General features: G+C 33.2%; 21 protein-coding genes and 1 riboswitch. Of the genes, 19 read left to right on the top strand and 2 right to left on the bottom strand.

Annotated features, from left to right (window positions below):
- The first annotated feature begins 2 nt into the window (after positions 1 to 2).
- The 8 genes from ATO12_RS05235 (at position 3) to ATO12_RS05195 (ending at position 5578) form a co-directional block, all read left to right on the top strand.
- Positions 3 to 1334, top strand: a complete 1332-nt coding sequence (locus tag ATO12_RS05235) for a gliding motility-associated protein GldE (protein WP_034239748.1) — start codon at positions 3 to 5, stop codon at positions 1332 to 1334.
- Positions 1315 to 1887 carry a gliding motility lipoprotein GldD gene (gene gldD, locus ATO12_RS05230; RefSeq protein ID WP_034239745.1) on the top strand — a complete coding sequence of 191 codons (573 nt, stop codon included), beginning with the start codon at positions 1315 to 1317 and terminating at the stop codon, positions 1885 to 1887. Before ATO12_RS05235 ends, gldD begins: the two co-directional genes overlap by 20 nt.
- A gap of 94 nt (positions 1888 to 1981) precedes the next feature.
- Positions 1982 to 2857, top strand: coding sequence for a DMT family transporter (locus tag ATO12_RS05225; protein ID WP_034239742.1), 876 nt, complete (start codon positions 1982 to 1984; stop codon positions 2855 to 2857).
- Positions 2858 to 2955: 98 nt separating this feature from the next.
- Positions 2956 to 3429, top strand: a complete 474-nt coding sequence (locus ATO12_RS05220) for a DUF4199 domain-containing protein (protein WP_034239739.1) — start codon at positions 2956 to 2958, stop codon at positions 3427 to 3429.
- 100 nt (positions 3430 to 3529) lie between these two features.
- Positions 3530 to 4093 carry a 50S ribosomal protein L21 gene (rplU, locus tag ATO12_RS05215; RefSeq protein ID WP_034239738.1) on the top strand — a complete coding sequence of 188 codons (564 nt, stop codon included), beginning with the start codon at positions 3530 to 3532 and terminating at the stop codon, positions 4091 to 4093.
- A gap of 49 nt (positions 4094 to 4142) precedes the next feature.
- Entirely contained in the window at positions 4143 to 4403 is a 261-nt protein-coding gene (gene rpmA, locus ATO12_RS05210; protein ID WP_034239735.1) for a 50S ribosomal protein L27, read from the top strand.
- A 197-nt stretch (positions 4404 to 4600) separates the two neighbouring features.
- On the top strand, positions 4601 to 5203 hold the full coding sequence (locus ATO12_RS05200) for a hypothetical protein (RefSeq protein ID WP_034239732.1): 603 nt from the start codon (positions 4601 to 4603) through the stop codon (positions 5201 to 5203).
- Between the two features lie 39 nt (positions 5204 to 5242).
- The gene (locus ATO12_RS05195) at positions 5243 to 5578 is read left to right on the top strand and encodes a hypothetical protein (RefSeq protein WP_034239730.1); all 336 of its coding nucleotides are present in this window, start codon (positions 5243 to 5245) and stop codon (positions 5576 to 5578) included.
- Positions 5579 to 5679: 101 nt separating this feature from the next.
- On the opposite strand, the gene ahcY is transcribed toward ATO12_RS05195, so the two are convergent.
- Positions 5680 to 6990 carry an adenosylhomocysteinase gene (gene ahcY, locus ATO12_RS05190; protein ID WP_034239727.1) on the bottom strand — a complete coding sequence of 437 codons (1311 nt, stop codon included), beginning with the start codon at positions 6988 to 6990 and terminating at the stop codon, positions 5680 to 5682.
- A 131-nt stretch (positions 6991 to 7121) separates the two neighbouring features.
- Here ahcY and ATO12_RS05185 point away from each other — a divergent pair, with 131 nt between their 5' ends.
- The 8 genes from ATO12_RS05185 to ATO12_RS05150 all read left to right on the top strand — a co-directional run bounded on the left by ATO12_RS05185 (position 7122) and on the right by ATO12_RS05150 (position 13246).
- Entirely contained in the window at positions 7122 to 7763 is a 642-nt protein-coding gene (locus ATO12_RS05185; RefSeq protein ID WP_034239725.1) for a 4'-phosphopantetheinyl transferase family protein, read from the top strand.
- Positions 7764 to 7818: 55 nt separating this feature from the next.
- Complete coding sequence (locus ATO12_RS05180) at positions 7819 to 8079, top strand: hypothetical protein (protein WP_034239722.1); 261 nt, start codon at positions 7819 to 7821, stop codon at positions 8077 to 8079.
- On the top strand, positions 8063 to 8695 hold the full coding sequence (gene pnuC / locus ATO12_RS05175) for a nicotinamide riboside transporter PnuC (protein ID WP_034239720.1): 633 nt from the start codon (positions 8063 to 8065) through the stop codon (positions 8693 to 8695). The genes ATO12_RS05180 and pnuC overlap by 17 nt, the downstream gene beginning before the upstream one ends.
- Positions 8656 to 9237, top strand: coding sequence for an AAA family ATPase (locus ATO12_RS05170; protein WP_034239718.1), 582 nt, complete (start codon positions 8656 to 8658; stop codon positions 9235 to 9237). The genes pnuC and ATO12_RS05170 overlap by 40 nt, the downstream gene beginning before the upstream one ends.
- Positions 9221 to 10786, top strand: a complete 1566-nt coding sequence (locus ATO12_RS05165) for a DUF4301 family protein (RefSeq protein WP_034239716.1) — start codon at positions 9221 to 9223, stop codon at positions 10784 to 10786. The genes ATO12_RS05170 and ATO12_RS05165 overlap by 17 nt, the downstream gene beginning before the upstream one ends.
- On the top strand, positions 10783 to 11184 hold the full coding sequence (gene arfB, locus ATO12_RS05160; RefSeq protein ID WP_034239715.1) for an alternative ribosome rescue aminoacyl-tRNA hydrolase ArfB: 402 nt from the start codon (positions 10783 to 10785) through the stop codon (positions 11182 to 11184). Before ATO12_RS05165 ends, arfB begins: the two co-directional genes overlap by 4 nt.
- A gap of 194 nt (positions 11185 to 11378) precedes the next feature.
- A complete protein-coding gene (locus ATO12_RS05155; RefSeq protein WP_034239713.1) occupies positions 11379 to 11714 on the top strand; it encodes a hypothetical protein in 336 nt (111 codons plus the stop codon).
- A 170-nt stretch (positions 11715 to 11884) separates the two neighbouring features.
- Entirely contained in the window at positions 11885 to 13246 is a 1362-nt protein-coding gene (locus ATO12_RS05150) for a sigma-54-dependent transcriptional regulator (protein ID WP_034239712.1), read from the top strand.
- On the opposite strand, the gene ATO12_RS05145 is transcribed toward ATO12_RS05150, so the two are convergent.
- Positions 13243 to 15675 (bottom strand): hybrid sensor histidine kinase/response regulator, encoded by a 2433-nt coding sequence (locus tag ATO12_RS05145; protein WP_034239709.1) that lies wholly within the window; start codon positions 15673 to 15675, stop codon positions 13243 to 13245. The two genes, ATO12_RS05150 and ATO12_RS05145, sit on opposite strands and share 4 nt — an antisense overlap.
- 370 nt (positions 15676 to 16045) lie before the next feature.
- On the opposite strand from ATO12_RS05145, the gene ATO12_RS05140 reads away from it, so the two are divergent.
- The 3 genes from ATO12_RS05140 (at position 16046) to thiC (ending at position 20637) form a co-directional block, all read left to right on the top strand.
- Complete coding sequence (locus tag ATO12_RS05140) at positions 16046 to 18265, top strand: TonB-dependent receptor (RefSeq protein WP_034239707.1); 2220 nt, start codon at positions 16046 to 16048, stop codon at positions 18263 to 18265.
- A 63-nt stretch (positions 18266 to 18328) separates the two neighbouring features.
- Positions 18329 to 18428, top strand: a riboswitch (TPP riboswitch).
- 51 nt (positions 18429 to 18479) lie between these two features.
- A complete protein-coding gene (gene thiS, locus ATO12_RS05135; protein ID WP_240486098.1) occupies positions 18480 to 18701 on the top strand; it encodes a sulfur carrier protein ThiS in 222 nt (73 codons plus the stop codon).
- 76 nt (positions 18702 to 18777) lie between these two features.
- Entirely contained in the window at positions 18778 to 20637 is a 1860-nt protein-coding gene (thiC, locus tag ATO12_RS05130) for a phosphomethylpyrimidine synthase ThiC (protein ID WP_034239705.1), read from the top strand.
- Positions 20638 to 20640 lie beyond the last annotated feature (3 nt).

The following is a 20640-nucleotide window of genomic DNA, read 5'->3' as shown; positions in this document are numbered from 1 at the left end:
ATTTGGACCCTGATCCTGAACCGTTATTTATTTCACTATTTGTTTTTGATTTTGTGCAAACTATTAATGTGGTTGTACTGGTAGTGCTGCTTATTTTTTCTGCATTAATATCGGGTAGCGAAGTAGCTCTGTTTTCTTTAACTCCTACAGATCTTAAAGATGAAGAGAATGCGTCTAAGAATCTTAGGATTGTGTCTAAACTACTAGATAACCCAAAAAAGTTATTGGCTACCATATTAGTAGCAAATAACTTTATCAATATAGCGATAGTGTTGCTTTTTGATACTTTGGGTAAGGTATATTTTAGCAATCTTGATTATGTTTGGCTGGGTTTGATTAATGTGAGATTTGTAGTAGAGGTCGGAGTCGCAGCATTCTTGATTTTATTGTTTGGTGAAATTTTACCTAAGCTATATGCCAGTAGAAATAAGGTGAAGTTTGCCAAATTTATGGCAAGACCCCTGGCAATTCTGGATTGGGCTATCTCGCCGGTTAGTATGCCAATGCGTAGTATTACTGTTAGGATTCATAACCGATTAGGGAAACAGAAATCGAATTTAAGTGTAGATCAATTGTCACAGGCATTAGAACTAACCTCAGACAAAGATACTACAGACGAAGAGAAGAAAATATTAGAAGGTATTGTATCTTTTGGAAACACAGATGCTAAGCAGGTAATGCATCCAAGGATGGATATTTTTGCATTAAATAGTGCAGCTGCATACCAGGAAATTCTTCCTGAGATTATCGAAAAAGAATATTCCAGGATTCCGGTATATGAAGATAGTATCGACAATGTAATTGGAATTCTGTATGTAAAAGATTTATTGCCTTATATTAATACACCTTCTTTTGATTGGATATCTCTGTTAAGAACTCCTTATTTTGTACCAGAGAATAAAAAACTAGATGATTTACTTAATGATTTTAAAGATAAAAAAAATCACCTGGCTATCGTTGTAGACGAGTACGGAGGAACCAGTGGTTTGATTTCTCTCGAAGATATTATAGAAGAAATTGTAGGGGATATTAGTGATGAGTTTGATGATGAAGATTTGATATTTTCGAAATTAGATGATCAAAACTATGTTTTTGAAGGAAGAACAGCTTTAAAAGATTTTTATAAAGTACTGAAACTGGAAGATAACAGTGTTTTTGAAGAAAAGAAAGGAGATGCAGAAACTATTGCAGGATTGTTACTGGAGATCTCAGGAAGTTTCCCAAAACGTGGAGAAATTATTGCGGTAAATCAGTATGCTTTTAAAATAGAATCGTTGGATAACAAGCGAATAAAACAAGTGAAATTGACCATTAATGAAAACGAAAATAGTTAGATTTTTTATAGTGACCAGTGTTTGTATGCTATTTTCTTGCGGGGGCGAAGTATTGCCTAAACCAGAAGGGATGCTACGATTAAGTTATCCTGCTCCCAAGTATAAAGAGCTGGCATTACCTTGTCCTTATTCTTTTGAAAAAAACGAATTTTCAGAACTTCGAAGAGCGAGAAGAAATAAAAATTGCTGGTACAATCTGGAGTATAAAAAATTAAGAGCCACGATGTATATTTCTTATTATGAAATCAACAATAATCTGGATTCGTTACTTAGAGATGCTCAAAACCTTACCCAGGAACATGTAATCAAAGCAGATGGGATTGTGCAAACACCATATGCAAATGAAGAAAATAAAGTATATGGTATGTTTTATGAGGTTTCTGGTGATGCTGCTTCTGCATCTCAGTTTTATGCGACCGATAGTATTCGGCATTTTATAGTAGGTTCTATATATTTTAAAGTGAAACCTAATTATGATTCTATACTTCCCGCCGCAAATTATTTGCGTAATGATATGAGGTATTTTATGGAAACACTTCGTTGGAAAGAGTAAAAAACTTCAAATACGCTTTTTAATAGTTAATTTTCTTCCAAAAGGTATTCTGTGTACTTATAATTTTATCACTTTTGCAACTTACTTCGCAAAAATGCAAAACACAAAACTAAAATGGATCTATCTGGCAGTACTTTCTCTGGTTTGGGGTAGTTCATTTATTCTTATCAAGAAATCATTGATCGGCCTTACGCCATTACAATTGGGTGCGCTAAGGACATTATTTGCAGCAACATTTTTGTTTCTGATTGGATTTAGAAGCATGAGAAAAATAGCGACGTCAGACTGGAAATGGGTGATCATATCTGCCTTTGCAGGAACATTTATTCCTGCTTTTTTATTCGCCTTTGCTGAGACAGAAATTGATAGTGGTATAGCGTCAATTCTTAATTCTACTACGCCATTGGTTACTTTGATCCTGGGGATGTTGATTTTCTCTATTCGATTTAGTAAAAATCAATTCTTTGGTGTGATTGTGGGGCTAATAGGCTGTGTTGCCCTGATATTAGAAGGAGCTTCAGTAAACCCTAATCAAAACTATTGGTATGCACTATTAGTACTTTGTGCTTCGGTATGTTATGCAATAAATGTAAATATCATAAAAAGGTATATGCAGCATATCCCACCTATGGCAATTGCTAACGGAAATTTTATTGTATTAGTGATCCCTGCTTTAATCGTGTTGTGTTTTTCAGGTTTTTTTAAAGCCGAAGTAGTTACTAACCCAAAAGTACATGTGAGTTTGGTGTATATATCTATACTTGCTATAGTAGGTACAGGTATTGCCAAAGTATTGTTTAATAAACTGGTACAGATCAGTACCCCGGTATTTGCGACTTCCGTAACTTATACTATTCCTATTGTAGCCATGCTGTGGGGGATATTAGATAATGAGAAATTTACACTGTATCAAGTGCTTGCTTCTGGGGTTATTATTTTGGGAGTATACTTAGCTAATAGGAATAAGTAGTGGTCTATCTTATTGTTAAACAATAAATTAACAAGTTGTTAAGGTTAAAAAACTCTTAAATTTCTTACTTTTAAGAGAGAATCCTAAAGAGTGAAACCATGAAGAAATCAACTATTCCTGTTACCTATGGACTCCTTATTGCTGCTGGACTTATTGTATATTTTTTACTTCTTTCTTTGATTGGTGTACAAACAAAACCTGTTTTTAGTTTGGGTAATGGTATTATAGTTGCCCTTGGTTTGTACAAAGCCATGAAAAATTACAAGCAAGAAAAGGGAAGTGATTTTGAATATCAAAAAGGATTTATGGCGGGACTTTTTACAGGGTTTAATGCTACAATCGTTTTTATTATTTTCTTTGCGATTTATGTAACTAATATCAACACTAATTTTTTACCAGAAATGCTGGCAAATTGGAGTTCGCATTATCATGTGGGAGTAGGGATAGTTGTGTTTGTTGCAGCAGTTATGGGGTTTGCCACTACTTTTGTGCTTACATTATCTTTTATGCAATTGTTTAAAGAAAGTTGGAATCCTAAAAAAAATCACAATTCGAAGCCTGTAGAGGTATAAAATATTTGTCATTTAATTAATTAGCAGTATATTTGCACCCGCCTAATTAGAAATAGGCGCAGTTCTTTATTTATAAAAATAATTAATTAAACGTTACGCTATGTACGCAATTGTAGAGATAGCAGGGCAGCAATTTAAAGTTGCAAAAGACCAAAAAGTATTTGTACATCGTTTAGCAGGAGAAGAAGGAGATAAAGTCTCTTTTGATAAAGTTCTTCTTGCGGCTGATGGAGATAAAATTACTTTAGGCGCCCCAGCTATAGATGGAGCTCAAGTAGGAGCAAAAATCACAAGACACCTTAAAGGTGATAAAGTTATTGTTTTCAAGAAAAAGAGACGTAAAGGATACCGTGTTAAAAATGGTCACCGTCAATCTCTTACAGAAATTGTTATCGAAAGTATAGTAACTTCTGGAGCTAAGAAAACTGCAACTAAAAAAGCTGAGCCAAAAGCTAAAGCAGAGAAAGAAGTAAAAGCTTCTACTCCAAAAGCAGAAACTAAAGCAGCTGCTCCTAAGAAAGAAGCAGCAAAGCCAAAAGCTGATAAAGAAGATTTAAGCACTAAGACAGTAGCTGAATTAAAAGAAATGGCTAAAGCGCAGGGAGTCTCTGGGATTTCTTCTATGAAGAAAGCAGAACTAATTGAAGCTTTACAAGGAAAATAAAAAACGGCAGGTAATCCTGTAAGTATTAACAATATAAAACCGAAAGAAAATGGCTCATAAAAAAGGAGTTGGTAGTTCGAAAAACGGTAGAGAATCAGAATCGAAACGCTTAGGTGTGAAGATATTTGGTGGACAAGCTGCCGTGGCTGGTAACATCATTGTAAGACAAAGAGGTACAGCCCACAAACCAGGTGAAAACGTATATGCAGGTAAAGATCACACGCTACATGCTAAAGTAGATGGTTTAGTGAAATTTACTAAAAAGAAAGACAATAAATCCTATGTTTCTATAATTCCATTTGAAGCATAAAGGATCTTTCCTTTGTAATATAAAAAAACCCTTTTCTGTATTAAGAAAAGGGTTTTTTGTTTGTCATAAATTTCCTAATAGCTACTTTGAGTTTAAAGAATTTTCTGTTTTAACCTCTAAGAATCGAGCTGTTAAAGACTTTTCTTTTATTCTTAAAAAAAAGAAATATATTTATCATCAAATTTAAAAACCTAATCATGAAAAAGTTATTATTATTAACATTGTTAATGACTGTTACCCTTTCTTTTAGTCAAAAAAGAAAAGACCAGGAAGGAAGTATTAAAAATTTAAAAGGTATCACAGCGTATAATTTGGTTTTCGATTATGAAAACCTTAAAGTAGACAAATTTGATACAGAAGAAGAGTTCCTAAAAGACAAAATGGATAAGCGAGAAGCTAAAGAAGCTGGTAGAGGTGAAAGATTTAAAAAATCCTGGTTTGCTGATCGTGAAAATTTATATGAACCAAAATATATAGAATCTTTCAATAAGCGTTTTGATGGTGGAGCCGTTAAAGTTGAAAAAAACCTGGAAGGTGCTACTCATACTATGAAAGTAAAAACAACATGGATTTATCCAGGCTATAATGTGGGTGTTATGAAACAACCTTCTAAAGTAAATGCAACGATTATTGTATATGAAACTGGTAATCCTGATAAAATATTATTCTCTACAAAGTATTTTAAAGTACCAGGAAGTAATTTTTATGGAGCCGATTATAACTCTGGATACAGAATAGCCGAGAGTTATGCAAAACTAGCTAAGGAAATGGCTAAATATATCCTTAAAAAGGCAAAGTAATATTAGTTAACCTTTGGTATAACTCAAAAATAGAAAACTATGAATACTATACTAACCAAAACAGTATCCGTTATCTTCTTTTTATGCATAGCTTCTACTGCTACTTCGCAAGATATTCCTAAATATGACTATCTAGAGGTTATTGTAATTCAAAAAGCAAATAATAGAGGTAAAGTAAAAAGGATTAAGGTAGAGGAACAAACATCTTTGGTGGGTAAGCAAATAACCATTAAGCAGCTAGAAGATTTAGAGAAAACCTCTGATTTATTGAATTATATGAATGCTGCGAATTGGGAGTTCGTAGATCGACAATCTATTGTTTCTGAAGAGAATGATCCTGTATGGATGAGTTATATCTTTAGGAAAAAGAAATAATAACACACCTTTGTTATTGTAAATAAAAACCCCTTATCGAAAGATAAGGGGTTTCTTATTCTAAAAGCCTAAGTAGTATATAAAACTACAGCGACCTTAATTTAGTATCTGTAATATTCTGGCTTGTAAGGTCCTTCAACAGTTACACCAATATACTCAGCTTGCTCTTTACTAAGATCAGTAAGTTCTACTCCAATTTTAGCCAGGTGTAATTTTGCTACCTTTTCATCTAAATGCTTTGGAAGCATATACACTTTATTTTCATAATTTTCGATATTAGTCCAAAGCTCAATCTGTGCTAATGTCTGATTGGTAAATGAATTACTCATTACAAAACTTGGGTGACCCGTTGCGCAACCTAGATTTACTAAACGACCTTCGGCAAGAAGTATAATATCATTACCTCCAATATTGTACTTATCTACCTGAGGTTTGATCTCAACTTTTTCGCTTTGCGAATTTAACCAAGCCACATCGATCTCATTATCAAAATGCCCAATGTTACAAACAATGGTTTTATCTTTCATTGCTTTAAAGTGTTCTCCGCGAACAATATCTTTATTTCCGGTAGTGGTAATAACAACGTCTGCATTTCCAACAACAGTTTCTAGTCTTTTTACTTCAAAACCATCCATTGCTGCTTGTAAAGCACAAATCGGATCAATTTCGGTAACAGTAACTATAGAACCTGCTCCTCTAAACGATGCAGCAGTACCTTTACCTACATCTCCATATCCACAAACAACAACACGTTTACCAGCAAGCATTACATCGGTAGCACGACGAATCGCATCTACAGCACTTTCTTTACATCCGTATTTATTGTCAAATTTTGATTTAGTAACACTATCGTTTACATTAATCGCTGGCATTGGAAGTGTTCCATTTGCCATACGCTCATATAATCTATGAACACCGGTAGTTGTTTCCTCAGATAAACCATTGATTCCTTCTACTAATTCAGGATACTTATCTAAAACCATATTAGTTAAGTCTCCCCCATCATCAAGAATCATATTTAGAGGTTTACGATCTTCACCAAAAAATAGAGTCTGTTCTATACACCAGTCGAATTCTTCATCATTCATACCTTTCCAGGCATATACTGGAGTACCTGCTTCTGCAATTGCAGCTGCAGCTTGATCCTGAGTAGAAAAAATGTTACAAGAACTCCAGGTTACCTCTGCACCAAGAGCCTGAAGTGTTTCTATTAACACTGCAGTTTGGATAGTCATATGAAGACAACCCGCAATACGAGCACCTTTAAGAGGTTGCTCATCTTTATATTCTTCACGAAGAGACATAAGTCCTGGCATTTCTGCTTCAGCTAATTCGATTTCTTTTCTTCCCCAGGCAGCTAATGAAATATCTTTCACCTTGTAAGGAACATAAGGTACAGTTTTAGTACTCATAGTAGTTAATTTTATGTTTATGAAGTGCTTTCTGGTATTTCGCACTAAATTGTTCTAAATTCGTTTCCCGAAAAATGGAATAATATTCCTTTTTCGGTTTGCAAAGGTACATAATAACTTTAAGAATTTAAATGCCTCTTTACAAAACTATAACAGTAGATGAAAGTACTAATGTGTTGATTTGGAAGATTGAAGAATCTTATGATGCTCTCTGCCAGGGAATAGAATTAACGCAACATTGCCAGAATAGAGTAGATAATATGAAATCTGATATGCACCGCAGAGGTTTTATGAGTGTTAGACACCTGTTGGCTGCATTTGGTTATACCGATCATGATCTGTATTATGATGAATTTGGAAAACCACATCTTAAAGATGGAAAACAGATCTCTATTACTCATTCTTATGAGTATGCAGGAGTCATAATTAGTGATAAACTTGTTGGAATTGATATCGAAAAACAAAGAGAAAAGATTCATAGAATTGCCCATAAATTTGTGAATGATTTTGAGAATGATGCTCTAGGAAAACAAAATCTGGATAAGACTCGTGCATTAACTATAATTTGGGGAGCTAAAGAATCTTTGTATAAATTATATGCAACGGCAGGCTTGAGTTTTGAGCAACATATTTATATTTCTCCTTTTACATTAGACTATCCATTTGTTTATGGAGCAGTTAATTATAAAGATGAAATAACACATTATGATATGACATTTGTAGAATTTGAGGGATTTACCTGTGTATACGCTTTACCAGCTTCGGAAATGTAAATTTGAGTGTACAATTAGATGCATATTTTTGGGAAATATCATATAAAAAGATAAGATGCAAATATCAATAGAATTAACCCTTACCCCGCTTCAAGCTGATTTTGAAGAACATATTATTCATTTTATAAAACGATTAAGAGCATCTGAGTTTACAGTTTTAGAAAACCCTTTAAGTACTCAAATCTATGGAGAGTATGATGAAGTAATGTCTTTTTTGACTTTAGAAATTAAAAACGCATTTGGAGATATGGATCACGTTTTAGTGTATATGAAAATGGTAAAAAGTAATAGAAGTGATTATGAATCCCATTTTTGAATTTTTATTTGGGCAGTATTCAGAATACTCCGATTTACATATAACGCTCGAGATTATAGCAGCATTTTTTGGTCTGCTAAGTGTAATTTTTGCTTGGTTTAATAAGATTTGGGTATATCCAACGGGTATTATAAGTACAGCAATTTACGTGTATTTGTTATTGCAATGGTCATTATTAGGAGATATGATGATCAATGTATATTATTTCATAATGAGTATTTATGGATGGTACATCTGGACCCGAAAAATAGATGAGAGACATGTTACTCCTATTGCAAGAACAACTGTAGAAGAAAAGAACATATCGGCCATAATTTTTGTCATGACCCTACTTTTTGTGTATGGAGTTTATGTCGTTTTTGACAAGTTAAATGATTGGGCGGCATATATAGATACCTTAACTACAGCAATATTCTTTGTTGGGATGTGGTTAATGGCAAAAAGAAAAATTGAAAACTGGGTATTTTGGATTATCGGAGATGTTATTTCGATACCATTATATTTTTATAAAGGATTTACATTTACCAGTTTGCAATATGTAGTGTTTACGATTATTGCAATTTTTGGATATATCACATGGAAGAAAAGCTTAGACAACGATCCAGCAATTGTATAAAAGTAGTATTGTTTGGTCCAGAATGTACGGGTAAAACTACTTTATCCAGGCAATTGGCAGCATATTATAATACAGAGTGTGTTCCCGAATATATGCGAGAATATTTGCAAAGAAAATGGGACGAAACCAAAGAAGTATGTGTATATGACGATATGCTTCAGATTGCAGAAGGACAAATGAAATTAGAAAATGAAATCGCTCAAAACGTTAACACTCTATTGTTTTGTGACACAAATCTTTTAGAGCTCAAAGTGTATTCAGAAGCATACTACGATGGGGTTGTTCCCAAAATCTTAAATAAAATTTCATTAGAAAATGTTTATGATTTGTATCTTTTGACTTATATTGACATTCCTTGGATTGCCGATGATCTAAGAGACAAACCCCACGAACGAGAAGAAATGTTTTTAAGATTTAAAGAATGTCTTGATAAACATAATCTTCCATACATCGTCATAAAAGGAGATAAAATATCTCGTTTTAAAAAAGCATTGACACACATTAGCCAATTAATAGAAGATAGAAGTGAATATAACAGATAAAGATATTAAGTTAATCAAATCAAAAGGATTAACGATTGATAAAGTACTTACACAAATAGAAACTTTTAAAAATGAAATTCCTTTTGTAGCATTAAGAAGTGCAGCAACATTGGATAATGGAATCCTTAAATTTTCTGAACATTACCAGTCAGAACTTACCAAGTTATACAATTCTAGAATGCAGCATCTCGAAACGATAAAGTTTGTCCCTGCATCAGGTGCAGCTACACGAATGTTTAAAGATTTATTTCGGTTTCTTGATAATTATGATTTTAAAAAAGAAAGTCTTAATTCTTATACAAATCATGAAAAAGCAAATGCAATACGTCTTTTTTTAATAGGCCTGGAAAAATTTCCATTCTATGATATAGTTATGGAAAAAGTAAAAAGTGCCTATCCTAAATTTAGATCGTTATCCGAAGGGAAACAATTGTATATTTTTGTCGAAATGATGCTAAAAGAAAAAGGGTTAAATTATGGAACCTTTCCCAAGGGGTTATTCCCTTTTCATAAATATGATGATAGCATAGCAACCTCTTTTGAAGAACATTTATATGAAGCAGCCGGTTATAATACTAACGACAAAGGTGATTCTAAACTGCATTTTACGATTTCTAAAGATCATCTCGAAGCTTTTAAAGATGAGTTTGAAAGAATTAAGAAAAAAGTTGAAGAGAAAACCAATACCAATTTTAGTATTACCTATTCATTTCAAAAATCAGAAACAGATACTATTGCAGTAACCGAAGATAATGAACCGTTTAGAAAAGAAGATGGATGTTTGTTATTTAGACCAGGAGGACATGGAGCATTGATCGAAAACTTAAATGATTTGGATGCAGATATTATTTATATTAAAAATATAGATAATGTAGTGGTACGTAAATACCAAGATGAAGTTTCTGGATATAAAAAAGTATTAGCTGGTAAGCTCATCGAAATTCAGGACGAAGTATTTAGAATATTAAATGCAATTGATGAAAAGAAGCCTTCAGAAGCAGAGTTAAAAGACATCAAAAAGTTTTTAGTACACCAGCTTAATGTAAGATTACCGCTAGATTTTGATAAATTTTCTGATAAATATAAACTTCAATTTTTACGAGAATCCTTAAATCGACCTATTCGGGTTTGTGGTATGGTAATTAACGAAGGAGAGCCAGGAGGAGGACCATTTTGGATAAAGCGAGAAAATGGAAGATTGGTATTACAGATTATCGAGGCACCACAAATTGATAAAAAAGATCGAAGACAAGAAGAGATTCTTGGTAGTGCTACTCATTTTAATCCGGTTGATCTGGTGTGTGGCGTACGGGATTATAATGGTAAGAAATTCAATCTACTTGATTTTGTAGATCCTGATGCAGGATTTATTACCCAAAAAACTATGAATGGTAAGATTCTGAAAGCGCTAGAACTTCCTGGGTTATGGAATGGTGCAATGGCAAATTGGATTAGTGTGTTTGTAGAAGTGCCATTAACTACATTTAACCCGGTAAAAACAGTAAATGATTTACTTAAGTCGGCACACCAGGTAACTCTTTTTTCGTGAATACTTCTATAATCATAAATGAACTAAAATTTAAAGCCATTCGAAGCTCAGGAGCAGGAGGTCAACATGTAAATAAAGTATCTTCAAAAATAGAACTAACTTTAGATATCATGGCATCTGCAGGATTTACCGATGACGAAAAATTACGGTTGAGCCAGAAATTGTCTTCACGGTTAACCAAATCTGGTGTTCTATTATTACAATGTGGTGATAGCAGAAGTCAACATAAAAATAAAGAACTGGTGATTAAAAGGCTTTTGGAAATTCTTAAGGCCAATCTCTATATTCCTAAAAAAAGAAAACGAACTAAACCTTCTAGGGCAGCTATCAAAAAACGTTTGGATAGTAAACAAAAGCATTCATTAAAGAAAGCTAATCGTAAAAAACCTTCTTTATGAGTTAATCTTTTTTTAAAAGCGTGTAATATTTCTACACTTTTGTGTGGATTCTACATTTTCTACACCGATATGTTTCTATATGTAAAAATTATAATTATTTGATTTTCAGTAATTTAAATCATATTTGATTGTAGTTACATGTTTGGAACAATTATTACTATTTATTAACTGTAGAAATAATTCAGTAACCCAAAATGAAAAAGTTACCAATGATAGTAGCGATTGTAGTAAGTATCTTTTCGGCACAGGGTGTTGTTGCTCAGGACGAATTAGCCGTTCTTAGTGATGATCTTGAGTTTAGAGATTATGAGTATGAGCAGCAAGAATATACTGAAATCAATATTGTAGAATTGCCATTATCAATTCAAGAAGCAGCTGCCAAAGATTTTGCAGAGTTAAGGATTGTAAAAGCATATATGTCTAAGGATAATACGTATAAAATTATCCTACAAGATAAAGACGATAATACAAAAGTTGTATTTGCAAGCGCTAATGGCGAATGGATAAAGCCAAACGACAATAAATCTTAAATCTAGGGGTAGAAAAGGATATCGTTTTGCAACCAAGGACGATATAAAGTTGTTTAGTGCTAAAAAAGAGACTCAATCCCAAGGGTCTCTTTTTTTATGTTTTTATTCGAACTAAGTATTTTAAATCGTAATTTTATACAATAGCTTTTTTTAGGAATAAATTTTTAAATATGTCTAAGATACTTATCGTTGAAGATGATGTGGCTTTTTGTACAATGCTTAAGACCTTTTTACAAAAAAAGGAATATAAGGTCTTTACAGCATTTTCTGGTAATGAAGCTATTCAAAAAATTAAGAAAGAAACTTTTGATATTGTACTTTCTGATGTAAGATTACCCGATAGTGATGGTATTACCTTATTAGCCGAAATTTTAAAACATAGCTCCGATACTCAAGTAATTATTATGACCGGTTATGCCGAAATTAATATGGCTGTTAGTGCAATAAAGCAAGGGGCTTTTGATTATGTTTCTAAACCATTTAATCCAGATACTATACTACATACTATAGAAAAGGCTCTACATAAACAAGGAGCGGTATCAGATAAAATAGTTAAAGAAAAAGAAACCAGTGTAACACAGCCTAAAATACCAAAAAGAGCTAATGATTCTTTTGTTCGCGGAGTTAGCGATGCTTCCAAAAAACTAAATGAATATGTTGCTTTGGTAGCTCCTACGCGTATGTCTGTTTTAGTAATAGGAGATAGTGGTACAGGTAAAGAATACGTTGCCAGCAGTATTCATAAAGCAAGTAAGCGAGCAGATAAACCATTTGTTGCAGTAGATTGTGGTGCTATTCCTAAAGAAATAGCTTCTAGTGAGTTTTTTGGGCATATAAAAGGATCCTTTACCGGTGCTGTAAATGATAAAGTAGGGCATTTTGAAGCTGCAAATAAAGGAACATTATTTTTAGATGAAATAGGTAATCTAAGTTATGAGCTGCAAGTTCAATTGTTAAGAGCACTTCAGGAAAGAAAAATCAAACCTGTAGGGAGTAATAAAGAAATAGAAGTAGATATTAGAGTAATAGTTGCTACTAATGAAGACCTTAGTCATGCCGTAAAAGAAGGAGATTTTCGAGAAGATTTATATCATAGGTTAAATGAATTCTCTATTAAAGTACCACCATTACGAGATAGAATTGAAGATCTGATGCTTTTTGCAAATCACTTTCTTGAAGAATCAAATATCGAATTAGAAAAACATGTAGTTGGATTCACCGATGAAGTATTAGAAGCATTTAAAAAATATAATTGGCCTGGTAACTTAAGAGAATTAAGAAATATGGTAAAACGATCTGTTCTTCTTTCTCAAAGCGATATGATTACATTAGATGTATTGCCAAATGATATTGCGTATGCTCCTCATAATGCAAAACAAACTTATGGATTGTTTAAAAACCAAAATGAACAAGAATTGATTCTTGATGCCTTAGAAAAAGCAAATGGAAATAAAGCTAAAGCTGCCAGAATGCTTTTGATAGATCGAAAAACGCTATACAATAAATTAAAACAGTACGATATTAGTCTTTAATTTTCTACTTTTAGTTTATCGATTAAATCTTCAATTTTTTCGATGCCATCATTGGTTAGATTTAGTATAGCTTTTTTATTGAGATGATATTGATCAGGATCTTCTAGTTTTTCTAGAATAGGTACTACTTCTTTTGCTTTTATCTGTTTAAACATAGGAAGCATTTTGTGAGCAATTTTTTTAATATGATGGATGTCTTTTTTTCTGATTGTCGTTTTTAGTTCTTTAACATTGTCAATGGTAGTTTCATAAAATGTATCTAAAATTGCATATAAAGAGTCAGAATCACCTTGAGCAAAAAGCATTAAATCACTAAGAGAATATTGCTCATCAGAAAGATTAAAATCATTATGATTTGTCCCATTATAATTGGTTAAATCAACACTAAGTACCTTGGCAATAAGGTCAATTAATTCTTTTGGAGCATATGGTTTTCTTAAACTTGCAGCAAATCCGGCATTTTGATATTCTGCAAAAGAAGTATCTGTTCGACCAGATAATGCAACAACTGGTATATTAGATTGATTTGCATTATTTTTTATAGATTGTAAAAGCTCGAAACCACCCATTTTTGGCATTTGAATATCAGTAAGTACAAGATCGTATGTATTGGTTTGTAATAATGAGATCGCTTCAATACCATTTTTACAAATATCATAAGTCAGACCAGCTAATGTAACTACTTCACTAGTTAATGCTAATTGACTGGGATCATCATCAACGATCAAAACCTTCTTGTTTGTAAAGTTTTGTATTTCTGTAACTTCTGATTCTTCCTCGGGGATTAACGTGCCAGACTGTTTAAAAGGAATATAAAATGTAAATTTACTACCTACGTTAAGTTCACTCTCTAATTCGATTTTACCTTTTAAGAGTTTAATTATTTTTTTGGTAATGGCAAGACCCAAACCAAAACCACCATATTTTTTCTCGGTATTATCATCTCCCTGAGAAAACTCTTCAAAAATATAATGCTGTTGTTCTTTTGTAATTCCTATTCCTGTGTCTTTTACAGATATAACCAATTGTTTTTCCGATAAACCATTTTCAATAACCTTACTATCAATTGTTATAGAACCTTCATTAGTGAATTTATAAGCATTATTTACCAAATTTGTTAATACCTGTTTTATTCTAAAAGGATCTCCTAAATACTGGTTTTTTAGTTGAGGATCTGTTATAATTCTGATATCAAGATTTTTCTTGTCATTTATAGGAATAACACTAGAGATTGTATTTTCTATTAATTTTTGTGGAGAAAACGGAAGCTCTTCAATTACCATTCGACCGGCCTCAAGTTTTGATAAATCAAGAAGGTCATTTACCAGATGAAGAATATAATCTGATGATTTTTTTAAGTGATCCAGATAGTGTTTTTGTTTATTGTCTAGCCCGGTTCTTTCTAATAAATCCGAATATCCGATAACCGTATTTAAAGGAGAGCGAAGATCATGAGTAACCGTGTTAATCAAAGATTCCCGTGTTTTTAAAAGAGATTCGGTATATGTTTTTTCGGCTTCGAGTTCATTACGATATTTTTGACTTTTAGAAACATCTTTAGTAATCAAAAACAGAAATATAATCGCTATTAGCAGACTAATGGCTGCAATTACTACAATAATATCTGCAGTATCATTTAAAACCTGATTTGAAGCTTCTAGACGTGCAAAATATTCATTTCTTTCATTACGCTCAATAGAAGCAAGTAAATCTCTTAGCTGTTTTGTAATGATTTGATCTTTTTTAAGAAGATTGTTCTCCTTTAGCGTTATTTCACGCCTATATTTTCTATCCTTTTGCTCAAGCTCAGCAAGTACTTGTTTTACCGAAGTTGCTAATGAATCGACGGTCTGATTGGTAAGTCGTTTTGCATTATCTTGTTTGGTTAATTCTAGAATATTTATCAATGCTCTTCTTGTACGAGGATCATATTTTTTAAATCGGATATCGTATTTGGTATATCCGCCAAAACTTTTGTTTACTTTTTCCAGTTCATCAATAGCAGTCTCATATAGCCCTTTTTGTTTTCGCTGCTCATAAACTTTAATAAGCTCTTCGAGGTTTTTATTTTTACTATCAATAAGAAGTTTAATACTATCAATTTTTCGGGTTTGTAAGGTATCATCAGAGATTTCAGAAACCTGATTAATCGTTTTTAAGATGGTATCTATTTTGGCTTTATAAGTAATAAATTTTTTAACGTCAGAAGTTTGAATGATATTTCTTGTTAAGCTTTCAGCTTCATATAATCCTGTTATGGTTTCGCCAACAAGGAAGAGTTTCTCGTTATTTTGATTTTTGATTTCGGTGATTTGAGTATAATTGCCCAATTGCTGATAGATAACCCAAAATGCAGTTACGGCAAGTAAGCCGGCAAGTAAATAACCCGCAATAATTTTAAAAGTAACTGATCTTTTCGTATTCTTCATAACCCTTTTATAACTTCAAAAATCCTAAAGCATTGCTTTGTTTTAGTATAGATTCTACATTACATCAAATAAATGTACAATAAATCAATAAAACACAGTATTTTTGCGCCAAAATCTCAAAGGGGTGCTTTTTAAGTTTTAAATGTAAAAGGCTGAGATCATACCCGATGAACCTGGGCGAGTAATGTTGCCAAGGGACTGTGGAACCAAAAAAGGTACATCGTACCTTTTTTGTAATAAGCAAGATGGCACTATAGAAAACACCAAAACTTTAAGTAGAATGTGTATTCTTAATGGTATCAGGCTTTTTTTAAAGTACTAATTTTATAACAGAATAATAACCCCTTTTATTCGTAATGAATGTTTACGGATGAAAAACGTATTATTATATCTTACACTTTTATTATTGAGCATTAACCTTACGGCTCAGGAAAAATCAACAGATTCTACTCAAACCAAGATAGAAAAACTAGATGAAGTTTTAGTAAAATCTGTACGAGTAGAAGCAGATTCACCTATCACCCATTCTAATTTGTCTAAAGAGGAACTAGCAACACGCAATCTGGGTCAGGATATTCCTATTTTATTAAATTATTTACCAGGAGTCGTTACGACTTCTGATGCAGGAACCGGAGTTGGGTATACCTATATTAGAGTAAGAGGTAGCGACGCATCAAGGGTAAATGTTACATTAAATGGGATCCCTTTTAATGATGCAGAGAGTCAGGGTACATTTTGGGTAAACCTTCCTGATTTTGCCTCCTCTGTAGAAAATCTTCAGCTTCAGCGTGGTGTAGGAACTTCAACTAATGGTTCGGGCGCTTTTGGAGCAAGTTTAAACCTGCTAACGGATGCTGTTTCTGAAAAAGCTAATGCAGAAATTTCGAATACTGTGGGATCCTTTGGTACCAGAAAACATAACTTAAAATTTAGTACAGGGTTACTTAACGAAAAGATAGAAATAGCAGGACGCCTATCTGCGATAGCATCAGATGGCTATGTCGACCGTGCTTCTTCAGATTTAAAATCATATTTCGTACAAGGGTCTTATGTAAACGATAATACTTTGATTAAAGCAATTACTTTTGGTGGACATGAGATTACATATCAATCATGGAATGGTATTGACAAGACTACTTTAGAAAATGACAGACGATTTAACCCAATAGGATTTCAATATGATGCCGAAGGAAACCTTCAGGGGTTTTATGAGAATGAAGTTGATAATTATAAACAAGATCATTACCAATTGCATTGGAATCAAAGGTATGACAACAACTGGTCAACAAACTTAGGTTTAAATTATACATATGGCCGAGGTTTTTTTGAGCAATATGTAGATGAGTGGCATTATGGTAATGTACTATTTTCTGATCAGGCTACTTTAGCATTTTTAGGAGTAAATCCTGTTACTGTTAACGGAGAAGAAATTACGCAAACCGATTACCTTCGTAGAAGATGGTTGCAGAACGATTTTTATGTTGCAAATGCTAGTGTGAATTATAAAGATAATAATCTTGATATCGATTTTGGCGGATTCTATAGTTATTACGATGGAGATCATTTTGGTGAAATTGTTTGGACAGAGAATCCTATCGGTTTTCAGAGTGGAGATAAATACTATTTTGGAAACGGAAAGAAAACCGAATATTCGGTTTTTGGCAAAACCACTTATAGAATTAATGATAAATGGAGTGCATTTTTAGATTTGCAAGGACGTTTTGTAAATTATAAAACTTCAGGATTAACTTCAAAAAGAGTTGCGCTTCAAGTAGATAAAAACTATGCATTCTTTAACCCTAAAATGGGAGCTACTTTTCAAGTAAATGATGTAAATCAAGTATATGTATCCTATGCCAGAGCTAATAGAGAACCAAGAAGAGATGATTTTGAAAATGATATAGATACGGCAGAGAGACTTAATGATATTGAATTAGGATGGCGATTGGCAAAAAACAAAATAGTAGTAAATACCAACCTTTACTATATGTGGTATAGAGATCAATTGGTATTAACAGGAGCACTAGATGATGTAGGTGCACCAATTAGAGCTACCAGTGGAGAAAGTTATCGTTTGGGAATCGAAATAGATGCAGATATTACACTATCTGATCAATTTGTAATTAAACCCAATGTTTCATTAAGTACAAATAAGAATAAAGATTTTATAACCTCTAGGGATGGTAGTTTTGTCAACCTGGGAGATACAAACATCTCATATTCTCCTAATATTGTAGCAGGTAATATGTTTATGTATCGCCCAATAAAAAACCTTCAATTAGGATTGCTGTCTAAATTTGTAGGAGAGCAATACATGGGTAATATTGATAGTGAAGTTTCGAAACTCGATAGTTTCTTTATAAATGACCTTAATGTGGTATATGAAATAAAAAATATTCCTGTTTTTAAATCAATAGTATTAACAGGATTGGTTAATAATGTCTTTGATCAGGAATATGTGTCTAATGGATACTTTTTTACATTTGATGATGATTTTTCTAATCCTGGTACGGTAACTACCATCGAGGGAGCAGGTTTTTATCCGCAGGCAGGAATTAATTTTTTGCTTGGAGCAACATTGAAATTTTAAATAAGAAGAGGTTAAAACTTGACTTTAACCTTCTTTTTTATATAAGTTTTATTACTTTTATAACATAAACTTTAGGGGTGTCCTTAACTTTGGTTAGGTCTGAGAAATACCCTTTGAACCTGATGCGGTTAGTACCGACGAAGGGAAAAGTAAATATCACATTTGTATGAGTGTGGTTTTTCTTCTCTATTTAGGCAATTACGACCTAAAGTTTATGGAATTAATATATAAAAAAATGACCATAAACGTTAACAATCAATCCCAATCAATTTTAGAAAACAGTTCAATAAAAAAATTGTTAGAGCAATTAGATATTCTTCCTAACGGAATTGCTATTGCCATTAATAATGAAGTCATTTCTAAAGAAAAATGGGAACAAACAATGATAGAAAACGATGATGATATAGTAATCATAAAAGCTACTCAAGGCGGGTAGGATTAATTACAAATCATTAATACTATAAGAAAAACTAACAGCTAAGGGTATGATCAAAACCTGAAATACAATATTCATGAAGAAAAAAGATACAGCACCACAGGACACTATTATTAGTACCACACCTTTTCCAAGTTCAAAAAAAATCTATGTACCTGGAGCTATTCATCCACAAGTTAAAGTAGCAATGCGAGAGATCGAATTAAGTGATACTGTCGATAGCATTACAGGAAAAAGAACCGTTAATCAACCGGTTACTGTTTATGATACGAGTGGCCCATATACCGATCCTTCAAAAGAGATCAATGTACATAATGGGATCGAACCTATTCGGGAGCAATGGGTTTTGGATCGTGGAGATGTAGAAGAATTAGATAGTTTTTCTTCAGAATACTGTAATGAAAGACTAAATGATTCTAGTCTGGATCATCTTCGATTTAACCATCTTCGCAAGCCAAAACGAGCTAAAAAAGGGAAGAATGTTTCTCAGATGTATTACGCAAAACAAGGCATTATCACTCCAGAAATGGAATACGTTGCGATACGCGAAAATCAAAAACTTCAAGAAGTAAAACGTCTTTCTAAACAACATCCTGGTCAAGATTTTGGAGCTAGTATTCCCGAGGTAATTACTCCAGAATTTGTAAGAGAAGAAGTTGCCAGGGGTAGAGCTGTTATACCGTCTAATATTAATCACCCAGAAAGTGAACCTATGATTTTAGGGAGAAATTTTTTGGTAAAGATTAATGCTAATATTGGTAATTCTGCAACAACATCAAGTATCGAAGAAGAAGTAGAAAAAGCAGTATGGGCATGTCGTTGGGGAGCAGATAATATCATGGACCTTTCTACAGGAAAAAACATACACGAAACCCGTGAGTGGATTATTCGTAACTCACCTGTACCTATAGGAACAGTCCCTATTTATCAAGCGTTAGAAAAAGTAAATGGTAAAGCCGAGGATTTGACTTGGGAGATTTTTAAGGATACATTGATCGAACAGGCAGAACAGGGAGTAGATTATTTCACCATTCATGCAGGAGTGCGTTTAGCCTATGTACCTATGACAGCAAAGCGTATTACAGGTATTGTTTCTAGAGGAGGATCTATTATGGCAAAATGGTGTCTTGCACATCATAAAGAAAGCTTTTTATATACACATTTTGAAGAAATATGTGAGATCATGAAAGCCTATGATGTAGCATTTTCGCTGGGAGATGGGTTACGCCCGGGTTGTATTGCAGATGCTAATGACGAGGCACAGTTTGCAGAATTAGAAACACTGGGAGAGTTAACAAAAATTGCCTGGAAACACGATGTACAAACCTTTATCGAGGGACCAGGACATGTACCAATGCATATGATCAAAGCAAATATGGATAAGCAATTAGAAGCTTGTGGAGAGGCACCTTTTTATACCTTAGGTCCTTTGACTACTGATATTGCTCCCGGATATGACCATATCACTTCGGGAATCGGAGCCGCTATGATAGGTTGGTATGGGACTGCCATGTTGTGCTATGTAACTCCAAAAGAACATTTGGGATTACCAAATAAAGACGATGTACGAACGGGAGTGATTACTTATAAACTGGCAGCACATGCTGCAGATTTAGCAAAAGGACATCCAGGAGCACAACATCGAGACGATGCCTTGAGTAAAGCACGTTTTGAATTTCGATGGGAAGATCAATTCAATTTATCTCTGGATCCAGAATTAGCAAGAGAGTATCATGATGAAACACTACCGGCAGAAGGTGCAAAAATCGCTCATTTCTGTAGTATGTGTGGTCCAAAATTCTGTTCGATGAAAATATCTCAGGAAGTACGTGATTATGCAGCAAAAAAAGAAATTGATGATCGAAAAGCACTCGAAACAGGGATGCAGGAAAAAGCAGAAGAATTTAAAGAAAAAGGAAGCGAAGTATATTTATAAGTG

Source organism: Aquimarina atlantica, assembly GCF_000626715.1.
Taxonomy (GTDB): Bacteria; Bacteroidota; Bacteroidia; order Flavobacteriales; family Flavobacteriaceae; genus Aquimarina; species Aquimarina atlantica.
This window is presented reverse-complemented; position numbering and strand designations above follow the sequence as displayed.